Annotated in this window: 15 protein-coding genes and 2 tRNA genes; 4 read left to right on the top strand and 13 right to left on the bottom strand. The window is 37.8% G+C overall.

All coding sequences use genetic code 11. The features are described 5' to 3' along the window. Position 1: 1 nt before the first annotated feature. From R2Q84_RS22110 to R2Q84_RS22150, 9 genes are all read right to left on the bottom strand, one after another. Positions 2 to 1,237: a TlpA disulfide reductase family protein gene (locus tag R2Q84_RS22110; protein ID WP_316818780.1), complete on the bottom strand. Its 1,236-nt coding sequence runs from the start codon at positions 1,235 to 1,237 to the stop codon at positions 2 to 4. A 24-nt stretch (positions 1,238 to 1,261) separates the two neighbouring features. Beyond that, positions 1,262 to 2,605, bottom strand: coding sequence for a RagB/SusD family nutrient uptake outer membrane protein (locus R2Q84_RS22115; RefSeq protein WP_316818781.1), 1,344 nt, complete (start codon positions 2,603 to 2,605; stop codon positions 1,262 to 1,264). Between the two features lie 26 nt (positions 2,606 to 2,631). Next, on the bottom strand, positions 2,632 to 6,282 hold the full coding sequence (locus R2Q84_RS22120; RefSeq protein WP_316818782.1) for a SusC/RagA family TonB-linked outer membrane protein: 3,651 nt from the start codon (positions 6,280 to 6,282) through the stop codon (positions 2,632 to 2,634). 203 nt (positions 6,283 to 6,485) lie between these two features. After that, on the bottom strand, positions 6,486 to 7,703 hold the full coding sequence (locus R2Q84_RS22125; protein WP_316818783.1) for a FecR family protein: 1,218 nt from the start codon (positions 7,701 to 7,703) through the stop codon (positions 6,486 to 6,488). 69 nt (positions 7,704 to 7,772) lie between these two features. Beyond that, positions 7,773 to 8,357, bottom strand: a complete 585-nt coding sequence (locus tag R2Q84_RS22130; protein ID WP_316818784.1) for an RNA polymerase sigma factor — start codon at positions 8,355 to 8,357, stop codon at positions 7,773 to 7,775. Between the two features lie 222 nt (positions 8,358 to 8,579). Continuing rightward, positions 8,580 to 8,942, bottom strand: a complete 363-nt coding sequence (locus R2Q84_RS22135) for a response regulator transcription factor (protein ID WP_316818785.1) — start codon at positions 8,940 to 8,942, stop codon at positions 8,580 to 8,582. Between the two features lie 74 nt (positions 8,943 to 9,016). Further along, on the bottom strand, positions 9,017 to 9,484 hold the full coding sequence (locus R2Q84_RS22140) for a DsrE family protein (RefSeq protein ID WP_316818786.1): 468 nt from the start codon (positions 9,482 to 9,484) through the stop codon (positions 9,017 to 9,019). Between the two features lie 24 nt (positions 9,485 to 9,508). Further along, entirely contained in the window at positions 9,509 to 10,246 is a 738-nt protein-coding gene (locus R2Q84_RS22145) for a hypothetical protein (protein WP_316818787.1), read from the bottom strand. A gap of 15 nt (positions 10,247 to 10,261) precedes the next feature. Beyond that, on the bottom strand, positions 10,262 to 10,723 hold the full coding sequence (locus tag R2Q84_RS22150) for a DUF4268 domain-containing protein (RefSeq protein WP_316818788.1): 462 nt from the start codon (positions 10,721 to 10,723) through the stop codon (positions 10,262 to 10,264). A gap of 432 nt (positions 10,724 to 11,155) precedes the next feature. On the opposite strand from R2Q84_RS22150, the gene R2Q84_RS22155 reads away from it, so the two are divergent. After that, positions 11,156 to 11,229 (top strand) — tRNA-Ala (locus tag R2Q84_RS22155). 51 nt (positions 11,230 to 11,280) lie between these two features. Next, positions 11,281 to 11,363, top strand: a tRNA-Tyr gene (locus tag R2Q84_RS22160). Between the two features lie 11 nt (positions 11,364 to 11,374). Here R2Q84_RS22160 and R2Q84_RS22165 read toward each other — a convergent pair. Beyond that, the gene (locus tag R2Q84_RS22165) at positions 11,375 to 13,774 is read right to left on the bottom strand and encodes a TonB-dependent receptor (RefSeq protein ID WP_316818789.1); all 2,400 of its coding nucleotides are present in this window, start codon (positions 13,772 to 13,774) and stop codon (positions 11,375 to 11,377) included. A 61-nt stretch (positions 13,775 to 13,835) separates the two neighbouring features. Continuing rightward, on the bottom strand, positions 13,836 to 14,645 hold the full coding sequence (locus R2Q84_RS22170; protein ID WP_316818790.1) for a helix-turn-helix transcriptional regulator: 810 nt from the start codon (positions 14,643 to 14,645) through the stop codon (positions 13,836 to 13,838). A 184-nt stretch (positions 14,646 to 14,829) separates the two neighbouring features. Between R2Q84_RS22170 and R2Q84_RS22175 the strand changes: the two genes are divergently transcribed. After that, complete coding sequence (locus R2Q84_RS22175) at positions 14,830 to 16,434, top strand: Na+/H+ antiporter (protein WP_316818791.1); 1,605 nt, start codon at positions 14,830 to 14,832, stop codon at positions 16,432 to 16,434. Between the two features lie 102 nt (positions 16,435 to 16,536). Continuing rightward, positions 16,537 to 17,031, top strand: a complete 495-nt coding sequence (locus R2Q84_RS22180; RefSeq protein WP_410478434.1) for an acyl-CoA thioesterase — start codon at positions 16,537 to 16,539, stop codon at positions 17,029 to 17,031. Between the two features lie 5 nt (positions 17,032 to 17,036). On the opposite strand, the gene lpxB is transcribed toward R2Q84_RS22180, so the two are convergent. Both lpxB and R2Q84_RS22190 read right to left on the bottom strand, forming a co-directional pair. Further along, positions 17,037 to 18,140, bottom strand: coding sequence for a lipid-A-disaccharide synthase (gene lpxB, locus R2Q84_RS22185; protein ID WP_316818793.1), 1,104 nt, complete (start codon positions 18,138 to 18,140; stop codon positions 17,037 to 17,039). After that, entirely contained in the window at positions 18,140 to 18,418 is a 279-nt protein-coding gene (locus R2Q84_RS22190) for a stationary phase survival protein SurE (protein WP_316818794.1), read from the bottom strand. The genes lpxB and R2Q84_RS22190 overlap by 1 nt, the downstream gene beginning before the upstream one ends. Positions 18,419 to 18,423: the final 5 nt, after the last annotated feature.

The raw sequence follows: 18,423 nt of genomic DNA on the forward strand, positions 1-18,423 counted from the left end.
ACTACTTTTTAAAAATCTCCGCAAGCTTTTTCTCCAGGTTTAGACCTCTCAAATCGTAAGCAATGATCTCCCCCTCGGGATTAATCAGTAGACTAGAAGGAATTCCCTGAATGTTATAGATTTTGGCAGCGTCATTTTCAAACCCTTTAAGTGCACTAATTTGTGTCCAGGGCATACCATCTTCCTCAACCGCTTTTAACCAGGCTTCTTTCTTGTCATCAAATGATACTCCAAGGATATCCAAGCCAGCACTTTTGTACATGTTATAAGCTCTTAACACATTGGGATTTTCACCACGACAAGGGCCACACCAGGATGCCCAGAAATCTACAAATACATATTTGCCTTTAAAATCCGTTAAACCTACAGCCTTTCCGTCAGCTGTATGCTGCACAAAATTAGTCGCTTTTATATTTACTTTCTTTTTTTGCAATGTCTCCGTATAGTTGTATCTGATGGCTTCAGCAGGCCTTAACTTTTTTACATCAGGTGATAGTCCTGCATAAGCCGCCTTAACAAGCTGCGCATCTCTAAATAAGCGTTCATCTTCAATCCTGCCCGATCGACCGTCAGCCCCTATGAATACATTTCGCAAAGCCACACCAGCATAAAATTTAGCCGGATATTTTTTAGCAAAAAGTATACATTGCTCGCTGTACTCTTTTTCTGCTTCAAAAAGTAGATTCAATGTTTGTATGTATTTTGTCTCATCAATATCTTCGTCAGCCCTTTTTGCTTTAGACAAATTTTTCCATTCATCATTAAGCTTTATCATCTGATCTTTTGTAGTTTTTACAAAATCAACAAACAGCCTTCTTTCCCGTTCAATATTCGACAAACCAATTACAGCATTATTTAACGAGTCCTTTGATGTGAGTATATTAACTCCATTTTCTACATAGATATTTAGCTTGTCCATATGATCCAACGTTTCATCAATAGCATACGACTTATCGCTCAAGGTTCTCATTGTAGATCCATCATGACTCAGTACAAGTTCCACCGTAAGCGGCTCCTTTACCGCAATTCCTTTAAAATTAAACGAACCATTTTTTAATGGTACGGAATCACGTACCATCTTTTGTTTTTCATATAGATAATAGCTTAGGTACAATTTTGCCGGACGGTTTAAGTTTCCAATCTTACCCGATATGGTAAAAACTTGCTGGGCAAAGCCCATTGTTGGGAAAAAACAGGCAAAAGCAAGCCCTATCCATTTCATTTTTATGGTTTTCATAGTTGTTATTTTATGATTTTAAATTTATCTTTTATTCAAGGGCATGTCCGCATTGAAGCTCTGTACCATTAAAGGGATCTGGAAAGTGTAAGCCAAACTTCCAGGCATGAGCGTTGCCAAAACGGTAGTTCCATCTTTCGCTACACGTTTTACAGCAGGCATGCGTCCGTCCTTATCCAATCGTTTCATATCTATCCATCGCAAACCTTTAAAGGCAAGTTCTCTTCTCCGTTCCTCCAATACAGCTTTAATTCCTGTTTCTGTGTTGGTCGCTGCAAGCGGAGTATATTTCGAAGGAGTAAACCTGTTTTTCCTTATGGTATTGTTTACGATGTCCAAGGCTCCGTTAAAATCTCCTGCCCTCGCCAGGCATTCAGCTTTGTCGAGATAAATTTCAGCATAGGTGATTCCCCGGTTAGGGTTATAAGTCTGACTACCATAATAGATCCCATCAGCTTTTGTAGTTGCCAGAAACGTGATACGTAAATCATTCGCCCTGTCATATTGAGATAAAAGTTCGTCCGAATAGCGAAAACTTGAATTGTTACAATATTTTACCCAAAGTTCTTCAGCATTGCTATTGGTTGCCGGAAGTTTTCCACCTACATAATTATTGTAATTTAATATTGTCGCTTTATCAGAACCAAGTACCAGATCAGCGTATTTCGAAGCGTTAACATAGTCTCCCATACTCATATAAATTCTGGTCAACATACCATAGGCCGCACTTTTTGTAACCCGGGTATTGTTTAAATTCTCTTCGGGTAAATCAGGAATAGCGTTAACAACATCTTTTATCAACTGGTCGTAGCAAGCCTGTAAGGACAATCTTTCCGGTACAGTGGCACTGACATCTGTACTGGTAATATAAGGTACACCATAGTCACTTCCAGCAGTACTTTTACTATATGCGGGGGAAAAGAATGACAATAAGTGCACATAGTTAAATACTTTGGCAACCATTGCTTCTGCATAGAGCTGTCGTTTTTGAAGTGGCGTGCCATCTATAGCCGAAAGTACCCCCTCAGTAACTACGTTTAAATTTGCAATACTACTATACATATCTGCCCATAAATCGGGTCGTACACTGGAATTGTTGATATATGCTGTCCAGAAATACATATTACCTTTTGGGGAAGTCTGACTTTGCAGGTTAAAAGTAGGATCCATTATGTCATCTGTCGGAAAAATGATTGGTGTATTTAATCCAAAAGAGTTTAGCACAAACTGGGAGTTTAAAAGTCCCTGATAATCATTAATAGTTTCCGCGATGATTACCCCTTTAGGTTTCACATCTAAAAACTTTTTACAAGATACCGAAAACATTGCCGGTATCATTATGGTATATATTAAGCTGCTTAGTTTCATTTTCGGTTCGTTTTATAAGATCAATACTAAAAGTTTGTAGAAAGAGAGAAAGTATAAGATGGCACTACAGGTAAACCCCTCGTTCCCGAGATGTAATCAAGTGTCTCCGGATCAATATCATTTCCACTAAATACATATTTAGCTGGGTTCTGTACCTGCAAAATAAACTTAGTATTGCTCAGCCCCAGCTTTTGAGCAATTTTGTTATTCACATTATAAGTCAACGTTACATTTCTAAGCGCTATATAATCCATCTTACGTACAAATTGCTGTGCATATTGATACCCGGCTCTGGTTTGAATGTACTCAGGAGTACCATAAGCCCCGCCAAATCCTGGTATATTGGTTGTATTCTCGTCTCCAGCCTTTTTCCAAAGATTTTGAATCCCATTTAACGGGCGTTCACCATACACTGAAGGTGGCGCAATGAGCGCTACGTGTCCGCCGTAATACATCATTAAAGCAGACAAACTAAAATTCCCAAATCCAAACTGATTGTTAAACCCTAATGCATATTTAGGATCATTCGTACCTGCAAATTTTAAAGCACTGAATGGGATATCCACCTGAGGGGTATAACCTAATACAACCAGGTTACCATTTCCATCTCTAACCATAGGCTGTCCCAGTTCATTCAACCCAGCATAATCCAATGTAAGTACAGAATTCATCGGATGTCCCTCAATATTTTCAGCACCTCCCGCACGAGTAAAGTTGTAAAATCCTCTGTATGTATTTTTTACTTTAAGTACTTTACTGGAATTAAAAGATCCTGTAACCTGTGTTTTCCAGAAAAACTTTCTAGTCCGGATATTTAAAGAAGATAAACTTAGATCAATTCCTCTATTTTCTACAGACGCGTTATTTGTCAGCAAATTACTAACACCCAATGTCGGATCAGATTCAATTGCTGAAAAAATGTCTTCACCACGTTTAATATAATAGTCTACCGTACCAGAAAGTTTTCCAGCGAAGAGTCCAAAATCAACCCCTGTATTAAAGTTAAGTGTTTTCTCCCATCTCAACTGGTTATTGCGGGGTGCAGAAATTGTATAACCTACAACAGGATTAGGCACATAGCTGTTAATGGAACTTTGAAGAATATTAAATGGGCCGCTACCTTTCTTTATATTCCCATTATATCCCGCTGCCACACGTATCTTTAATTCATCAATCCAGTTAACATTCTTTAAAAATTCCTCGTTTCTCATATTCCAGGCAAAACCTGCAGACCATAGTGGTGTGTAACGGAATTTACTATCTGTACCAAACAGGTTCGACTGATCAATTCTTAAACTTCCCGTGAGACTATATTTATCATTATAAGTATAAGCTCCATTTGCATAGTAAGACAGGAATCGGTCATCTCCATACCTTTCATTAAAAAATTGCTCAAAGGTAGTTTGATCAAAAACGATACCGCTTAACCCGGAAACAATGATATCATTGTACTCTGGATAATAATTATAATTCCCCAACAGACTTAAATCCGTAGGTTTAATGGTTAAAGTATTCCCGTTATAACCAAACACCGTATTCAGACGGCTGGAACTTAGATTTTTTCTTTGTTCCACACCTGCCAAAAATGACAGGTCATGTTTTTCAGACAGCAGCTTGTTATAGGTTAGCTGAGCTCTTAAGGTATATGCAGAAACGTCACTATCTGTAGCCCTTTTTACACCACCCTGAGGAATTCCAAATACCGGCCTTCCTGTGGAAGGGTCTGCACTTGCGAAATAATTCAACATAATTCGGGTTTGGTAAGCATTTTCGGAAGCCAGATCAACAAACTTTGTTACTTGCTTTTCAAATGCTCCACCCATTTCCAGATTTACCCCTTCAATTAACTTCACCTTTAGATTTGCCTGAGCGCGGTAATTACTGTTGTCGGTCTTGCTGCTGGATTCAAACATTTCCTGGTATGGATAATACATTTCATCATACAAACCCAAAGTCATATTTTCTTCATTCCTTGCGGCACTAATGGTACCAGTACTCTCACCTATCCCAAAATAAGATTCATTATATGGGGCGAAATAACTTGATATAGATTTACCAGCTCCATCAAGAAAATGTTGATATGGCTTAAATGACTTAAAATCAGGAATAGGTACACGCTTACTTTTACTATTTGAGTAAATCGTCTGCACATCCAGATTTACGCGCTTTGAAAATTCAAAAGTCCCCCTGTAATTGATATTCGTCTTATTGTAACCGGAAAATTTATCAGACCCTTGATTATTCTGATGGTTTATACCAAAAAAATAAGTTGAAGCTACACCACCCCCGCTTACGTTGAAATCATAAGTTTGGTACAACTGATTTTGAATAAACAGCTTTTTATAATCCTCGGTATTATCATATGCGGCAACTTCGTTAAACAACCGGTCCGCTTCCTCCTGGCTAATCTTCCCACTATACAAATCATCCGTAATGCTAAAAACCGGTGTATAAGTTCCATTTACCATATCGATGTAATCCTTAGAATAGAATTGATTTTCGATATTATTTATTCCCTGAGCTTGCTCAAAAGCTACATAATCACGCCCTTTTGCAAGGTTTAATTTATTAAAATTTGGTTTGGGCCTAAATGTAAAAGCCGTAGTGAAATGAACTTTAGGTTTTCCAAGCGTTCCTTTACGCGTATTGATCACAACAACACCATTGGATGCACGAACCCCATAAATTGCTGCAGACGCAGCGTCCTTAAGGATTGTGACAGACTCGATGTCATAGGGATTTATAGATTCAATATCCACTTCCGTAGGGTAACCATTTAATACAATAAGCGGCTTTTTAATCGCTTGAAAAGTGGAAACACCTCTGATTACAAATGGGCTGGTGTTACCGGGATCAGACCAGGAGTTTCTGGACTGATTGATGTTTAACATTAATCCCGACAAACGCCCTTCCAGGTTATCGACAATATTTCCCGCCACAGGAACACTTTGTTGATAAGTATCTCTGTCAACACTAGCATACGCACCTGTCAATTGCGATTTTTTCAGTGTCTGATATCCTGTAGAAATAATGGAAACCTGCACCAGACTTTGAGAAGCGGGTATTAAACGAACAGAAAGACTACCTCCAGTAGCAGCGACTTCCTTTCCTTCATATCCCAGATAGGAAACCACCAAAACAGCATTTTCCGGTACACCCTGTAATACAAACTCGCCGTTCGCATTGGTCAAAGCTATTTTAGTACCTCCTTTTACTTTTACTGTAGCTCCAGGAAGCGGCCTGTCATTTTCATCCAGAACCTTTCCTCTGATATCGATCACAGTAAGGTAGTCCATTACTTTATCGATAATCGACTTCTCCTTTTTCTGGATTACAATGGTATTATCCTGAATCGTAAAAGTAAGCGCTCTACCTTCCAGGCATTTATCCATTACCTGATCTAATGAAGCATTCTTAAATTCTGCATTAACCGTTGCCGATCCTTTTAAAACATCACGTTCCCAGAATACATTATAACCAGTTTGCTTTCGGATTTCTCTGAACACCTGGTTAAGCGTAGTGTTTTTTTGGCTTAAAGTAACCTTTTGCGCAAAACTAGTTGCGCTAACCTGCATTACAGTAAGTAGTATTAAAATGGTAGTTAACCGCATAACAAGCAGAATTTTAGGTACGCAATGCTGCACACCATTTAAGGTTCTGATATAATTTTTATACATTTGATTGGTTTGGTAAAGTTGATAATCCTTAAAATTTATTAATAACATTCCAGACTATTTACCAGCATCGGATGGCCGTCTGATGCTGGTTTTTTATGGAAATCTGATGCATTCACATCATGGGTCTTTTTTGTAGTTTTTCCTCATATTGGTTATTGGTTTAGTTGATTAGTTTATCTCCGAAAAGCTTAAAGCAGTTCCTATTAATATTTATACAATGTGATTACGCCGTCTTTAACATCAAATCTGGCCGCACGTGTTAATTCAATTTTTTGCAAAACTTTTGAAACATTAGTAAAACGTGAAAAACTGCCACTAAATACCTTACTTTTTAAAGCATCATCATCAAATCTTATGTCCACGTTATACCATCTGGCAATTTTCTGCATGATACTTTCCAGATTTTCTTCATTAAACATAAAAAGACCAGATTTCCATGCGACAGTCTCTTCGACATCAACTTCAGACACCTGCAACTTCTTATCTATTAATACCGACTGCTGATTGGGTTTTAAAATCACAGTATTTCCCGGTGAGGTATTTAAGGCAGAAACCTGAACAGCTCCCTCCAGTAAAGTCGTTTTTATAAGCTTTTGATCTGAATAATTCTGAATGTTAAAATGAGTGCCCATTACTTCAACTAGTTGTCTTCGGCTTTTAACAATGAATGGCATTCTATGTTCTTTGTCTTTCTCATTGATCATCATTACCTTTGCAACTTCAAAATACGCTTCTCCATTCAACTCAACGATCCTTTCCTTTAACCCCGAAAACGATGAAGGGAACTTAATAGTCGATTCAGCATTTAACCAAACCATTGTTCCATCAGCAAATCTTACCTGATACTGACCTCCCCTCGGAGTACTAATGGTATTTAATCCAGAAGAATTATTACCTTTCACATCTGCAGACACACTATAAACCAATTCTCCTGATTTATTTTTGGAAATGATTATTCCAGATTGCAACGCAACCTCTCCTTCGGATACATCAGCAAGCATGATTTTTTTTCCATCGGCTAATGTTAATATTGCTTTATTAGTGCCTGGGGCAATATCATTCTTTGCTTGTATGTGCATTGCACTATATTTTGCCGACTGACCAAGGTAAAAATACAAACCCACACTCATTGAGATCAACAAAACCGCAGCAGCAGAAATCCGATACCACATTTTCGTAATGCTGGTTACAGTCTTCCTTTCAGGGATAGCTTCCAGTTCTTCTATTCTGTTGCGAATTCCCTGTTTTATTTTTTGTTCAACAGGAGTAAGACCAAATGTCTCTATCCTTTCCATTATTTCTGGTTGGTCGGAAAAAAGCTCGTAATAAGCTTCAATGATCCTAGCTTCGTCTTTTGAAGTAGTTCCTTCCAGGTATCTACCAGTTAGTTCAAGAAATTCCTTTTTTGTAGGATGAGCCATAAAATAAAATCCTTTTATATACAGTATAGTATAAAAGCAAAATCTCCTATGCCATTTAAAAATATTTTTTTAATGTTGTTTTAATGCCATAACAATTGCAGAGATCGTTACAACTTTTCCCAGAGCATTACGCAAACTGGCAGTAGCTGTAAGTAATTGATTTTGCACTGTCTTTTGAGAAATCCCCAGGATTTCAGCAATCTCTTTAGTACTTAAGTCTTGCATAAATCGCATGTTGAATATTTCCCTACGTTTTTCGGGCTGTAAATCAAGCCAGACATTTATACTTTCTTTAAGTTCCTTCTCATAAAATAAGGAATCTGCCTGTAAAGACTCCTGAGCCATATGTTCCAATGGTTCTTCAAATACCGGCATAGATTTTCCTTTTTTATAAAGCATATATACCTGGTAGCGCACAGCCGTAACAAGGTAAGGAAATAATTGTTCAATTTCTTTCTGTTCTCGCTTTACCCAAAAATCTGCAAAAACATCCTGAATTACTTCCTCACATAACTCCGCGTTTCTCAATCGCTTATAAGCTTCACTGTACAATTTCCTCCAATACCTTTTATAAGTTTCATCAAATGCCATTTCATCGCCTGATTTAATCAGGTTGATGAGTTTTAAATCGGCAAGTGATTCATACGAAATCATATATTGTTACTTTCTATTATACTATTTAAATTGACAAATCAGATCTCCAGCTTAAACGGACATATTTTCTGTGCATCACTATTTAGCAGCTCCTTACTAAAGTAAGATCAGGTAAAGTTAATCAACAATTCTAAACATCTGGCACAAGCGATTGTTAATGAAGTATTCCAAAACTAAAAAGCCCGACTATTCGCCGGGCTATATCTATAGATCAAGAAAGTTTTAGTTCACTAACAGCTTATTAATCCGGTTCACGATATAATCAATATCAAACGGTTTGCTAATGTAATCGTCTGCCCCTGCCGCTATACTCTTAGCTTTATTTTTATCATTTGCAGACATCACGATGATTGGAATATGTTTAGTAAACACATCCGTTTTCAAATCTGTGCAAATGTCTGTACCATCGCCATCAGGTAACATTACATCTAAAATAAACAAGTCAGGAACGGAATCTTTCAGCTTACTTTTCAGTTCATCAAATGACGATGAAAGCTGAAGTTCATAACCTTCATCCTTTAGTAAAACCCCAATAATGTATCTGATATCTTCATCATCTTCAAGAACATGCACCCTTTTAATCATAACTAATTTTGTTTTACGTTTAAATTCAGCTTGTTAACAGCAACAATTTTGCCATAAATTCATTAAACAACAATTTACGGATGGATTACGGCCCAACCTTGTTGCTGTCTGATGATCATTTCGCCATTTCCACTTGGAACAAAATTCACAAAATCATACAATGTGCTTTTATCAATCTTACGTTCTTTGAGTGTATTTTCACACTGAGCCAATAGCACACCTCTGGATTCTAAATCCTTTAGTTTTTCCTGATAAGCACTGTTTTTATCATACAATACAACGCCATCACCAAAAACAATAAGTTCAATTTCCAGCTTGCCTTTTAAGCGGGGATCTTCCAATGCGTTTTTGATGTTACGTAGAAGGCCGTTGATTCTCTTTTCATCACCATTATTGAGCACATACAAAGCTTTATAATGCTTCAATATAGCTTTCGCCCCGGTAAAAGTGGTTTTTGTTTGAGACTGAGCATTTGAATAAATACTACTCAGGAAAAGGAAAGAAAGAGCGAAAAGAAGTTGTTTTATATATTTAAAAATCATAGCCCTGCAATATAACCGATTTTATTAAAAGTTCTTCATCCAGTCCGAACGCTGCCCAGTTTCGAGGTTGAGATATTCAAAACGTCTGTAATCACAATATGAGCCCATATCTTTATCTCCATTGATAAAAATTCCACCCGCAACAATCAAGTGCCTGCACGGATAATCAGTTTTAGAAATCAAGATATTGACGCGTTGTTCAATAGCTTCGTACATAACTTCTGTAGCTTCAAAAAGTGGATTTTCCGCTTCCTTAATCCGCTTTTCATTACGTAAAAAGATTTGCTCTATGGCATTCATTTGATAATCCAGCGCAGTAATGTCATCCTGTAAAATCTCATTTTTCAACAATTTATCCAATGCTCCCCTTGCTGCACCACAACAGGGAGAATTAGTCGATTGTCCAATACGATGAATTTCGCCGATTTTACCGTCCTTGGTAATCCCAATGTGCGGAGCATAAAAAATAACTACTGCCCCGTCCTCAGGTACGTGGTTTGCAAAAGCATTCATACCAGTAATTCCGGCAAAAGGGAACCCACTTAATCCACCCATCTTAAAAGGCCCAAGCATCTCATATGCCCTAGCTGGATATTGGATAATGTTTACATCATCACAACATATACTGTCGGCATACATCAACTGCCCTGCTTTTAAGCCTAATTTTGACTCTACCGCGTCCAATAATCTATCCATTGCAACCTCAGTAGCATATGCTGAGGGGTAAAATTTACGTACGGTATTTAAATACTGTCTATTCATTACTATTTTACATTTTTACTTAAACACCTCAAAACTATGTTGTGCATCATTCCAAAATTCATCGAGCGCAATCATCCTGGGTTTAAAAAATGAAATAAGCGCGGGCCAGTCTTCTTTTCGAAAGATACTGACATCGGGCAATACTTTATAAATCCTGCTAATACTTTTACCATACTCGTCGTTTGCAGAAAGCTCCCAATCCCATTCTTCATCCATTTGGCTTTCAAACAGCTTTTTAAACTCCGTAAATTGTTCAAATAGAAGCTCCCGTACACCTGCATCTGCATGTGTAAGCTCTATCGCTATTGACGCCCGTTTGTTATCGACCTGCATTTTAAAATACAAGTTCTTTATTCCTGTTTTATAATTTATCCAGTTAATTTTTAAACCTTCCGCAGATAGCTGTGGAGCAATGTACTGACCAAATGTTGTCCAGAATTCCTGCTTTATTTGTGATGCCTGATCTTTTGAGTACAATATAAATCGTATTGAAAATAGTTAAACCTACTCATCTACTTATGAAATGAGTATAATGCCCCAAAAATACGCAACAATTAAAGTACTACCTGTTTTTTTTATAACTTTAAATTAACCAAAAATCTAAATTATGTCCTTACTCCCATTCTTCGCCTTTTTACCAATTCTATTAGGAATAGCAGTGCTTGTCTTATTTTTCGTCTTATTTAACAATATGTATAAGGCATCCGTTAAAAGAAATGAGATATTAACAAACATTCTTTCCGAATTAAGATCAGGAAAGAAATAAAATCATCTTTGACAACCCACTTAAAACGTGACGGTTAAAACATTAATTAAAACTCATAAAGCAATATTTCAATATTTAGTTTGCAGGGTTTCTAAAATTAATTACTTTTGCCCCATGCTGGTACTGACTACCAGTAGCAATAAGGGGGATTAGCTCATTTGGCTAGAGCGCTTCGCTGGCAGTGAAGAGGTGATCGGTTCGAATCCGATATTCTCCACCCTGAAAAGCTTCAGAAAAACCTGAAGCTTTTTTATTTGAAATTGTGAATGGGGGGATACCAGAGTGGCCAAATGGGACAGACTGTAACTCTGTTGTCGCAAGACTTCGAAGGTTCGAATCCTTCTCCCCCCACTACAAAGCCCTTAGAATTCAATCCTATAATTAATCGTCGGAATAATACCACTCCACTTTTCAGGCTCTATAATTCGCTTACTGAAATTGTAATGCATTCCTACTGTATTTTCACGGTTTAAAAGGTTCTGAATATCAAGGATAATCAAATGACTCACTCTTTTACTGTTGATGCGATAACTCGAAGAAAAATCAACTCTCACATAAGGGTCTGCAGTTAATGTATTGACCTTATTCTGATCAATAACCTCCTCGTCTAAACGGAAAGACTCATCAACAAGAATCGGAGAATACTTTCTTCCTCCCGCATATATCAGTTTTGCGTTCAATCCAAATATGTTGTTCTTTTTCTTTCCAGCAATCCATTCCTTTCCCGCCAATAAATTACCTACATAACGGGTATTAAAAGTTGTATTAAACTCCTTTCCACTCAAGGCCTTAAACTTAGAATCAAACAAAGAAGAAGTAGCAATAAAGTAATAACCTTTACTCAACGATTTTTCAAGTGAAAACTCCAGTCCATAGTTTTTACCAGTTCCCTTATTAACCAGTTGACGGTAAGCAGAAGAGCCAATCGCCGAATTATCGGAAACATTGAGCAAAGAGAAATTGATATCAGGATCTACGGATACCGGAACATCATACAAATGTTGGTAATACACTTCTGTTTTAAATTTAAAGTTTCCACCAAACAATTTTTCATAGCCTAACACTGCCTGCGCAGACTTTGTTGGCGACAATGAATTTGCTGGTTGTTCGCCCCCAGAACCATCCGCACTCTTCGCAAAATAATAAGAAAGCGGTTCAAGACGATTATACAAACCGGCTCCGAAAGATACCAATTGATCTGGAGAAGCCTGCCAGTTTAACCCTAATCGGGGTTCTACACTCCAGGTCTTACTCAGAATAAAATAATTAGCGTGGACACCCGTGTTTAAAGTTAGCTTACTTGTCAATTCAGCTTTATGCTGAATAAATGCATCATAGCTACTCGTACTACCCTTTTGGTTGATTAATTCTTTTAACCCCTGTAACTCCATATCGTAACTTAAAGCGTATAAATTGTATTTCAGTAAACTTGCATTTACCCCAGCCCTAATGGTGTTAGTACTGTTCATCTTGTAATTTAAACTTCCCGCATATCGGATTGCAGTATTGGTATATTCGTCTTTATGGTCACGACCCGGCACATAACTTTTAGTCAGGGTGTCTGTAGTATTGAAACTCTGGCTGGCCGACATAGAAATGATATTGTTAAAATAAAGTTTATTACTTGCAATGTAAAGATGTTTTAATCCTGCACTTCCTGCATTAAAACCTAATTTCATATCGAAACCATCAAATCTTTCTTCCCATTTTGTATAATCTCTTTCGGCGATCTTATCAATTTTACCTAACCCACCTATACCAAACAAAGAAAAAGTACCTGCTTTTTGTGTGGGAAACACAAAATTAAATGACAAATCCTGATATTTTGGGGTACCGGCGTCCGAAACCTCTACGCCCACTTTTTCCAATAAACTAAGTGAAGAATACCTATAACTAACCAGATATGATGCATTTCCACCTTTTTTAAATGGCCCCTCCAGTGTGGCTCCGGCTCCCAACACACCGATATTAAAAGCATATTCGCGTTTATCAGTATTACCTTTTCTAAATTTTAAATCGAAAACACCTGAAATAGCATTACCATATTCAGCGGCCAGCCCTCCGGTGTAAAAATCAGAAGTGCTTAACACCGTCGTATTGATCATGCTTATACCTCCACCAGACGCGCCCTCACTCCCAAAATGATTAGGGTTTACAATTTCTATACCCTCCAGTCGCCATTGCAAACTTTTCGGTGAGTTCCCTCTTACTATAATTTCATTATCATCACCACCAGCAACTACTCCCGGAAAACTTTGCGCCATTCTAGCCGGATCGAAAAAGGCACCTGCATAACGGTTCGTTTCCTCCGGAGAAAAAGAACGTCCGCTAGTCATCGCCATCTGATTCAGCGGTTTCTTTCCTGAATTGGCATTAACAACCACCTCGTTGAGGTTATTCGTTTGTGGTTCCATTTCCAGGCTCAAGACATTTTCCTTTCCACTGCTAATCAACAGTTCTGAAAGCACAACTTGTTTATAACCTGTAATACTAGCTTGTAATACCTGGCGCCCCAAAGGTACTCCTGTTAAACGAAATACTCCATTATGGTCAGTACTAGAGGGCATAACGGCCGGATTTGAAATTAGCCTGATGGTTACACCAGACAATGGCAATCTGGTACCTTTATCTATCACTGTACCTTTAAGTACTTCGGTGAGTACCCGGTTATTTAAATTCGTTGAATCTTTATGCTGAGCCTGAACACGCATACCTTGTAGTAAAAATACGAGGATAAGAATCGGGAAAACTTTTATATTCATGAGATTTGGTTTTCCATTATGACAACCAGTTTTAGGTTTACCCCTACGCTCAGGAATAATTTTAACTCAACACCCCCTTCTTCTTTACGTAGTCTGAAGGCCTTATCCCAAGGATTTTATAAAACGTAGTACTGAAAGTAGGTATACTATTGTAACCTACACGGGCAGCAACCTCTTTCACAGACAATTTATCTTCCAATAAAAGTTTTAGCGCCCGCATCATCCGCTGCAAGGTATAGTATTGAATAAAAGACATACCAACATCATTCTGAAACAGCCGGGACAAACTTCGTTCGCTGAAACCAAATCTCTTCGCCAGTTCAGGAAATACAATGGTATCATCAAGACTCAATTCCATAAACTGGATTACTAACCCTAATCTTCTATCTTGTGGATATGGCAAAGCCAAAGGAAGGTTATACTTGCTGATATCAGGCAAAACAGACTTTAATGCAAGTGCAAAACGGAACGAATTCAACTGATCAGGACTGATATCTCCTGTCCATCGATTGCTATAAATGATCATCTGCAAAAGCAGTTCATTTACAGGATAAATAGCAGTATTACTGAAAAAAGAGTTTTCATCTGCTTCAACAGGAAAATAAAGGTTCCTCATGATTACATCTGCCGACCCAGGATGTATGCTGTGCGCTATGCCCGGGGCAATCCACATATAATGCCTGGCTGGCAAAAAGAAAGTCTTTTCATCAGTAAGCACATGTACCAACCCTCCTTCAGTATATAAAAACTGTCCTTTGTTATGTTGATGATACGAAATTCCTTGTTCCCCCATCAGATCATGCATACAATAAATTGATTCGGGACACTTATCTACCTCAGTTAAATAGTAATCATTGGAATTGTTGGGCATGGCTGAAATGAATAATCATTTAACAAACAAAGATAATCATGCCAGAATTAATGTCCGCAAATTTGCATTGAAAATTCAAAACAGATTAACATCCCTCCCTTACTATCAAGAGACTAGTTATTTTAATTGTTGTTTCCTTAAAAAAGAATAAAAAGAAAGAACAATTTATTGTTATTTTTAAAATATGATTCATGCTAACCTGCTTTTAATATTGGCTTTATTTTTTGCCATGGCTTTGCTTTTTTTACTGAGTCAGCGCTGGAAAATATCTTATCCCATTTTTCTTGTTATCGGTGGTCTGGGAATAAGCTTTATTCCAGGTATGCCAGTGATCAATATCAATCCTGATATTGTATTCCTTATTTTTCTACCTCCCCTTTTGTTTGAAGCAGCCTGGTACACTTCCTGGCATGAGTTCTGGAAATGGAGACGATCTATCTTTTCCCTGGGTTTTGCCCTGGTCTTAATCACATCACTGGCTATCGCCTATTTTTCTGTCAGTATTATTCCAGGATTTACATTAGCATTTGGTTTTTTACTTGGAGGTATTATATCCCCTCCAGATGCTGTTGCTGCAACATCAGTATTAAAAGGTGTGAATATGCCAAAGAGAGGATTAACTATACTAGAGGGAGAAAGCCTGGTAAATGACGCAGCATCCTTAACAGTCTTTAGATTTGCTCTGGCCGCTATACTAACCGGCAAATTTGTATTACAGGACGCAGCTACTGACTTCTTAATTCTGGCTGTAATGGGGGTAGTAGTGGGCCTTGTAATTGCACACCTACTCTATTTTGTACTCAGATACTGGGCTAAATCGTCGAGCATTACCACGCCTATTACACTCATTGCTCCTTACCTCATGTACATTGTTGCAGAGGAATTTCATTGGTCAGGTGTACTGGCGGTAGTTAGCGGCGGATTATTTTTGTCATTCCGGTCCGGAGATTTTCTCGACTATCATACCCGTATACAAGGAAAAGAAGTATGGGCGACTGTAGGTTTTCTCTTGAATGGTTTTGTATTTATCCTTATTGGTCTGGAACTACCTGTCATTGTAGCTGGGCTTGAAGGCTATTCAATGGAGGAAGCAATTAAATATGCATTAATTATCAGTGCAATTGTAATTATACTCCGTATCATATTAGTTTATGCCTCGGCTTTTATTCCCCGAATTTTAAGCCCACGGATTAGAAAAAAAGAAAAAAGCCCAGGTTTAAAACTTCCTTTCATTATCGGCTGGGCCGGTATGCGCGGTGTTGTTTCGCTTGCTTCTGCATTGGCAATTCCCTTAACATTAAACACTGGTGAACCTTTTCCTCATCGTAACATGATTCTTTTTATCACTTTTATTGTGATACTGGTAACATTGGTATTCCAGGGCTTAACCCTACCTATTTTTCTAAAATTATTAAAAGTAGAAGAGGTAGATGAACATATCCCTGAAGACGAACAGATAGAATCGATCCGCTTACAACTAGCCAAAGAATGTGTGAGCTATCTCAATGACAAGTATAGTACGGAAATGAGCCAGTACGAGACAATTTCACGTATTAAAGAACAACTTGAACGAAGTATAAAAGCAACAGAAAGGACCTTAATAGAACAAACACAAAAAGAAGAGGTCGTTTCTGTCCGAAAACTTTACAGAAAAATCATGCTTGAGCTAATTGCACTTAGAAGAAAAGGGCTAAAGAAAATGAAAGCGGCAAAAAAATATGATCATGAAGTGATGAGGGACATGGAGGACAATCTTGATCTTGAAGAAGCCAGGCTAAATAAACATTAATATTTCCAATAGTTCACCTACAATATGAACAAAACCGACCAACCAAGCTCCACAAGTAATTACAAACCTGTCAGTTACTCTGAAACCGTTTTAACAGAACTAATGATACCTGCGTATGCAAATTTCGGCGGAAAAATACATGGTGGTACACTGCTCTCATTAATGGATAAAGTAGCTTACGTTTGCGCAGCCAAACATGCTGGGAATTATTGTGTGACCGCCTCTATTGATACTGTAAACTTCCTGGCTCCTGTTGAAGTAGGAGAATTGGTTTCTTTAATGGCTTCTATTAATTACGTTGGAAATACATCTGTTGTGGTTGGCATAAGAGTTGTTTCAGAGAACATTAAAACCAACAAGCTTAAACATACTAATACCTGCTACTTTACCATGGTTGCCAAAGATGAACAAAACCTACCTGTACAGGTTCCCGGATTAATTCTGGAAAATAAAGAACAGGTAAGACGCTTTATTGAGGCTAAAGAACGAAAAGATATCAGACGCCAATATCGGAAAGAGCTGGAACAAGTCAATATTCCTGAAAAAGATGAGCAATGCAGAAATTTACTTGCAGGTGAACGGTGTATAATGGTTTAAAAGATTTAATTTTTCAGATAGGACTGGATAAGCTTAGCAGTTCGTTCAGAGGCTCCGGCCGTTCCCATTTTACCTGACAATTCTTTGTAGTCGTTCATCATCTGAGTTCTTCCCTCGCCACTTAAAACATGACTTAATTCCTGGGTGATGTTCCCGGTATTGCAATCGTTTTGAATAAGCTCAGTCACAACTTTCCTATCCATAATTAAATTAACCAGTGATATAAACCTGATTTTCACCAATGCTCTTGCGATGGCTACAGAAATAGCTCCACCACGATACACCACTACCTGGGGCACATGAAACAAAGCGGTTTCCAGCGTTGCAGTACCAGAAGCCACAATTGCAGCTTTTGCTATTGTGAGCAGATTATAAGTCTGTGCAAATACCAGGGTAACATTATCAGTCTTGATAAATTGCCGGTAATAACTTTCATCAAAACTCGGTGCTGCAGCTACTACAAAATGGTAATCAGGAAAATTAGTGGTAACACTCAACATATCGGGTAATAAACGCTCAATTTCCTGCTTACGACTACCTGGCAGCAAGGCAACAACTTCCTTTTGTAAATTGTATTTTGTACGAAAATCTAAATCCGATGTAAATTGTGCAATTTCGTCTAGCAACGGATTACCTACGTAATCTACGGCCATGCCCCATTCTTTATAAAAGTCTACTTCAAAAGGTAAAATACAGAACATTTTGTCAACGATCCGTTTTATCTTAAGTACTCTTTTCTGGTTCCACGCCCACACCTTCGGCGAGATATAGTAACAAACTTTAATACCATTTGCTTTTGCAAACTCCGCAATCTTCAGGTTAAAACCGGGGAAATCAATAAGAATCAGTACATCTGGTTGATAAGCCAGTACTGCAGCCTTACAAGCCTTCATATTTTTAAGAATGGTCCTCAGATTTAACAATACCTCTGTAAATCCCATAAAGGCCATCTCAGAATAGTGCTTATCTAATATACCACCCTGACTTTGCATTTTATCGCCGCCGTAATACCTAAATTCAGCATTTTGATCTTCTACTTTTAATGCTTTCATTAAATTAGCACCATGCAAATCTCCAGATGCTTCTCCTGCAACCAAATAATACTTCATTATTGCTTTATTTTATAAAAAAAGAATGCAAAGGCCCACAAAAAAGTGGCACTGATAATACCTCTTCCAATATTATCTTTATTTAGCTTAAAAAAGTAGTGCATAAACACAGCATTTACAGCGATGCATCCGATCAGCAATAGATCAGCTTTTGCTAAAAATGCAAACCGATGCATTAAATACCATACTACTGAAAGCAAAACACCGGGAACAAATACACCAATACCCAATCCTATGAACACAGAGTTCTTGATCTCCGTTAATCGATTTCTTTCCATCCTGA

It is taken from the genome of Pedobacter nyackensis (assembly GCF_032678475.1).
Classification (GTDB): Bacteria; Bacteroidota; Bacteroidia; order Sphingobacteriales; family Sphingobacteriaceae; genus Pedobacter; species Pedobacter nyackensis_A.

Coding starts and splice junctions, on each gene's coding strand:
- R2Q84_RS22125 (WP_316818783.1), bottom strand. CDS start 7,703: ATGGCTCATCCTACAAAAAAGGAATTTCTTGAACTAACTGGTAGATAC.
- R2Q84_RS22145 (WP_316818787.1), bottom strand. CDS start 10,246: ATGAATAGACAGTATTTAAATACCGTACGTAAATTTTACCCCTCAGCA.
- R2Q84_RS22115 (WP_316818781.1), bottom strand. CDS start 2,605: ATGAAACTAAGCAGCTTAATATATACCATAATGATACCGGCAATGTTT.
- R2Q84_RS22180 (WP_410478434.1), top strand. CDS start 16,537: ATGATACCTGCGTATGCAAATTTCGGCGGAAAAATACATGGTGGTACA.
- R2Q84_RS22175 (WP_316818791.1), top strand. CDS start 14,830: ATGATTCATGCTAACCTGCTTTTAATATTGGCTTTATTTTTTGCCATG.
- R2Q84_RS22135 (WP_316818785.1), bottom strand. CDS start 8,942: ATGATTAAAAGGGTGCATGTTCTTGAAGATGATGAAGATATCAGATAC.
- lpxB (WP_316818793.1), bottom strand. CDS start 18,140: ATGAAGTATTATTTGGTTGCAGGAGAAGCATCTGGAGATTTGCATGGT.
- R2Q84_RS22170 (WP_316818790.1), bottom strand. CDS start 14,645: ATGCCCAACAATTCCAATGATTACTATTTAACTGAGGTAGATAAGTGT.
- R2Q84_RS22140 (WP_316818786.1), bottom strand. CDS start 9,484: ATGATTTTTAAATATATAAAACAACTTCTTTTCGCTCTTTCTTTCCTT.
- R2Q84_RS22120 (WP_316818782.1), bottom strand. CDS start 6,282: ATGTATAAAAATTATATCAGAACCTTAAATGGTGTGCAGCATTGCGTA.
- R2Q84_RS22190 (WP_316818794.1), bottom strand. CDS start 18,418: ATGGAAAGAAATCGATTAACGGAGATCAAGAACTCTGTGTTCATAGGA.
- R2Q84_RS22110 (WP_316818780.1), bottom strand. CDS start 1,237: ATGAAAACCATAAAAATGAAATGGATAGGGCTTGCTTTTGCCTGTTTT.
- R2Q84_RS22165 (WP_316818789.1), bottom strand. CDS start 13,774: ATGAATATAAAAGTTTTCCCGATTCTTATCCTCGTATTTTTACTACAA.
- R2Q84_RS22130 (WP_316818784.1), bottom strand. CDS start 8,357: ATGATTTCGTATGAATCACTTGCCGATTTAAAACTCATCAACCTGATT.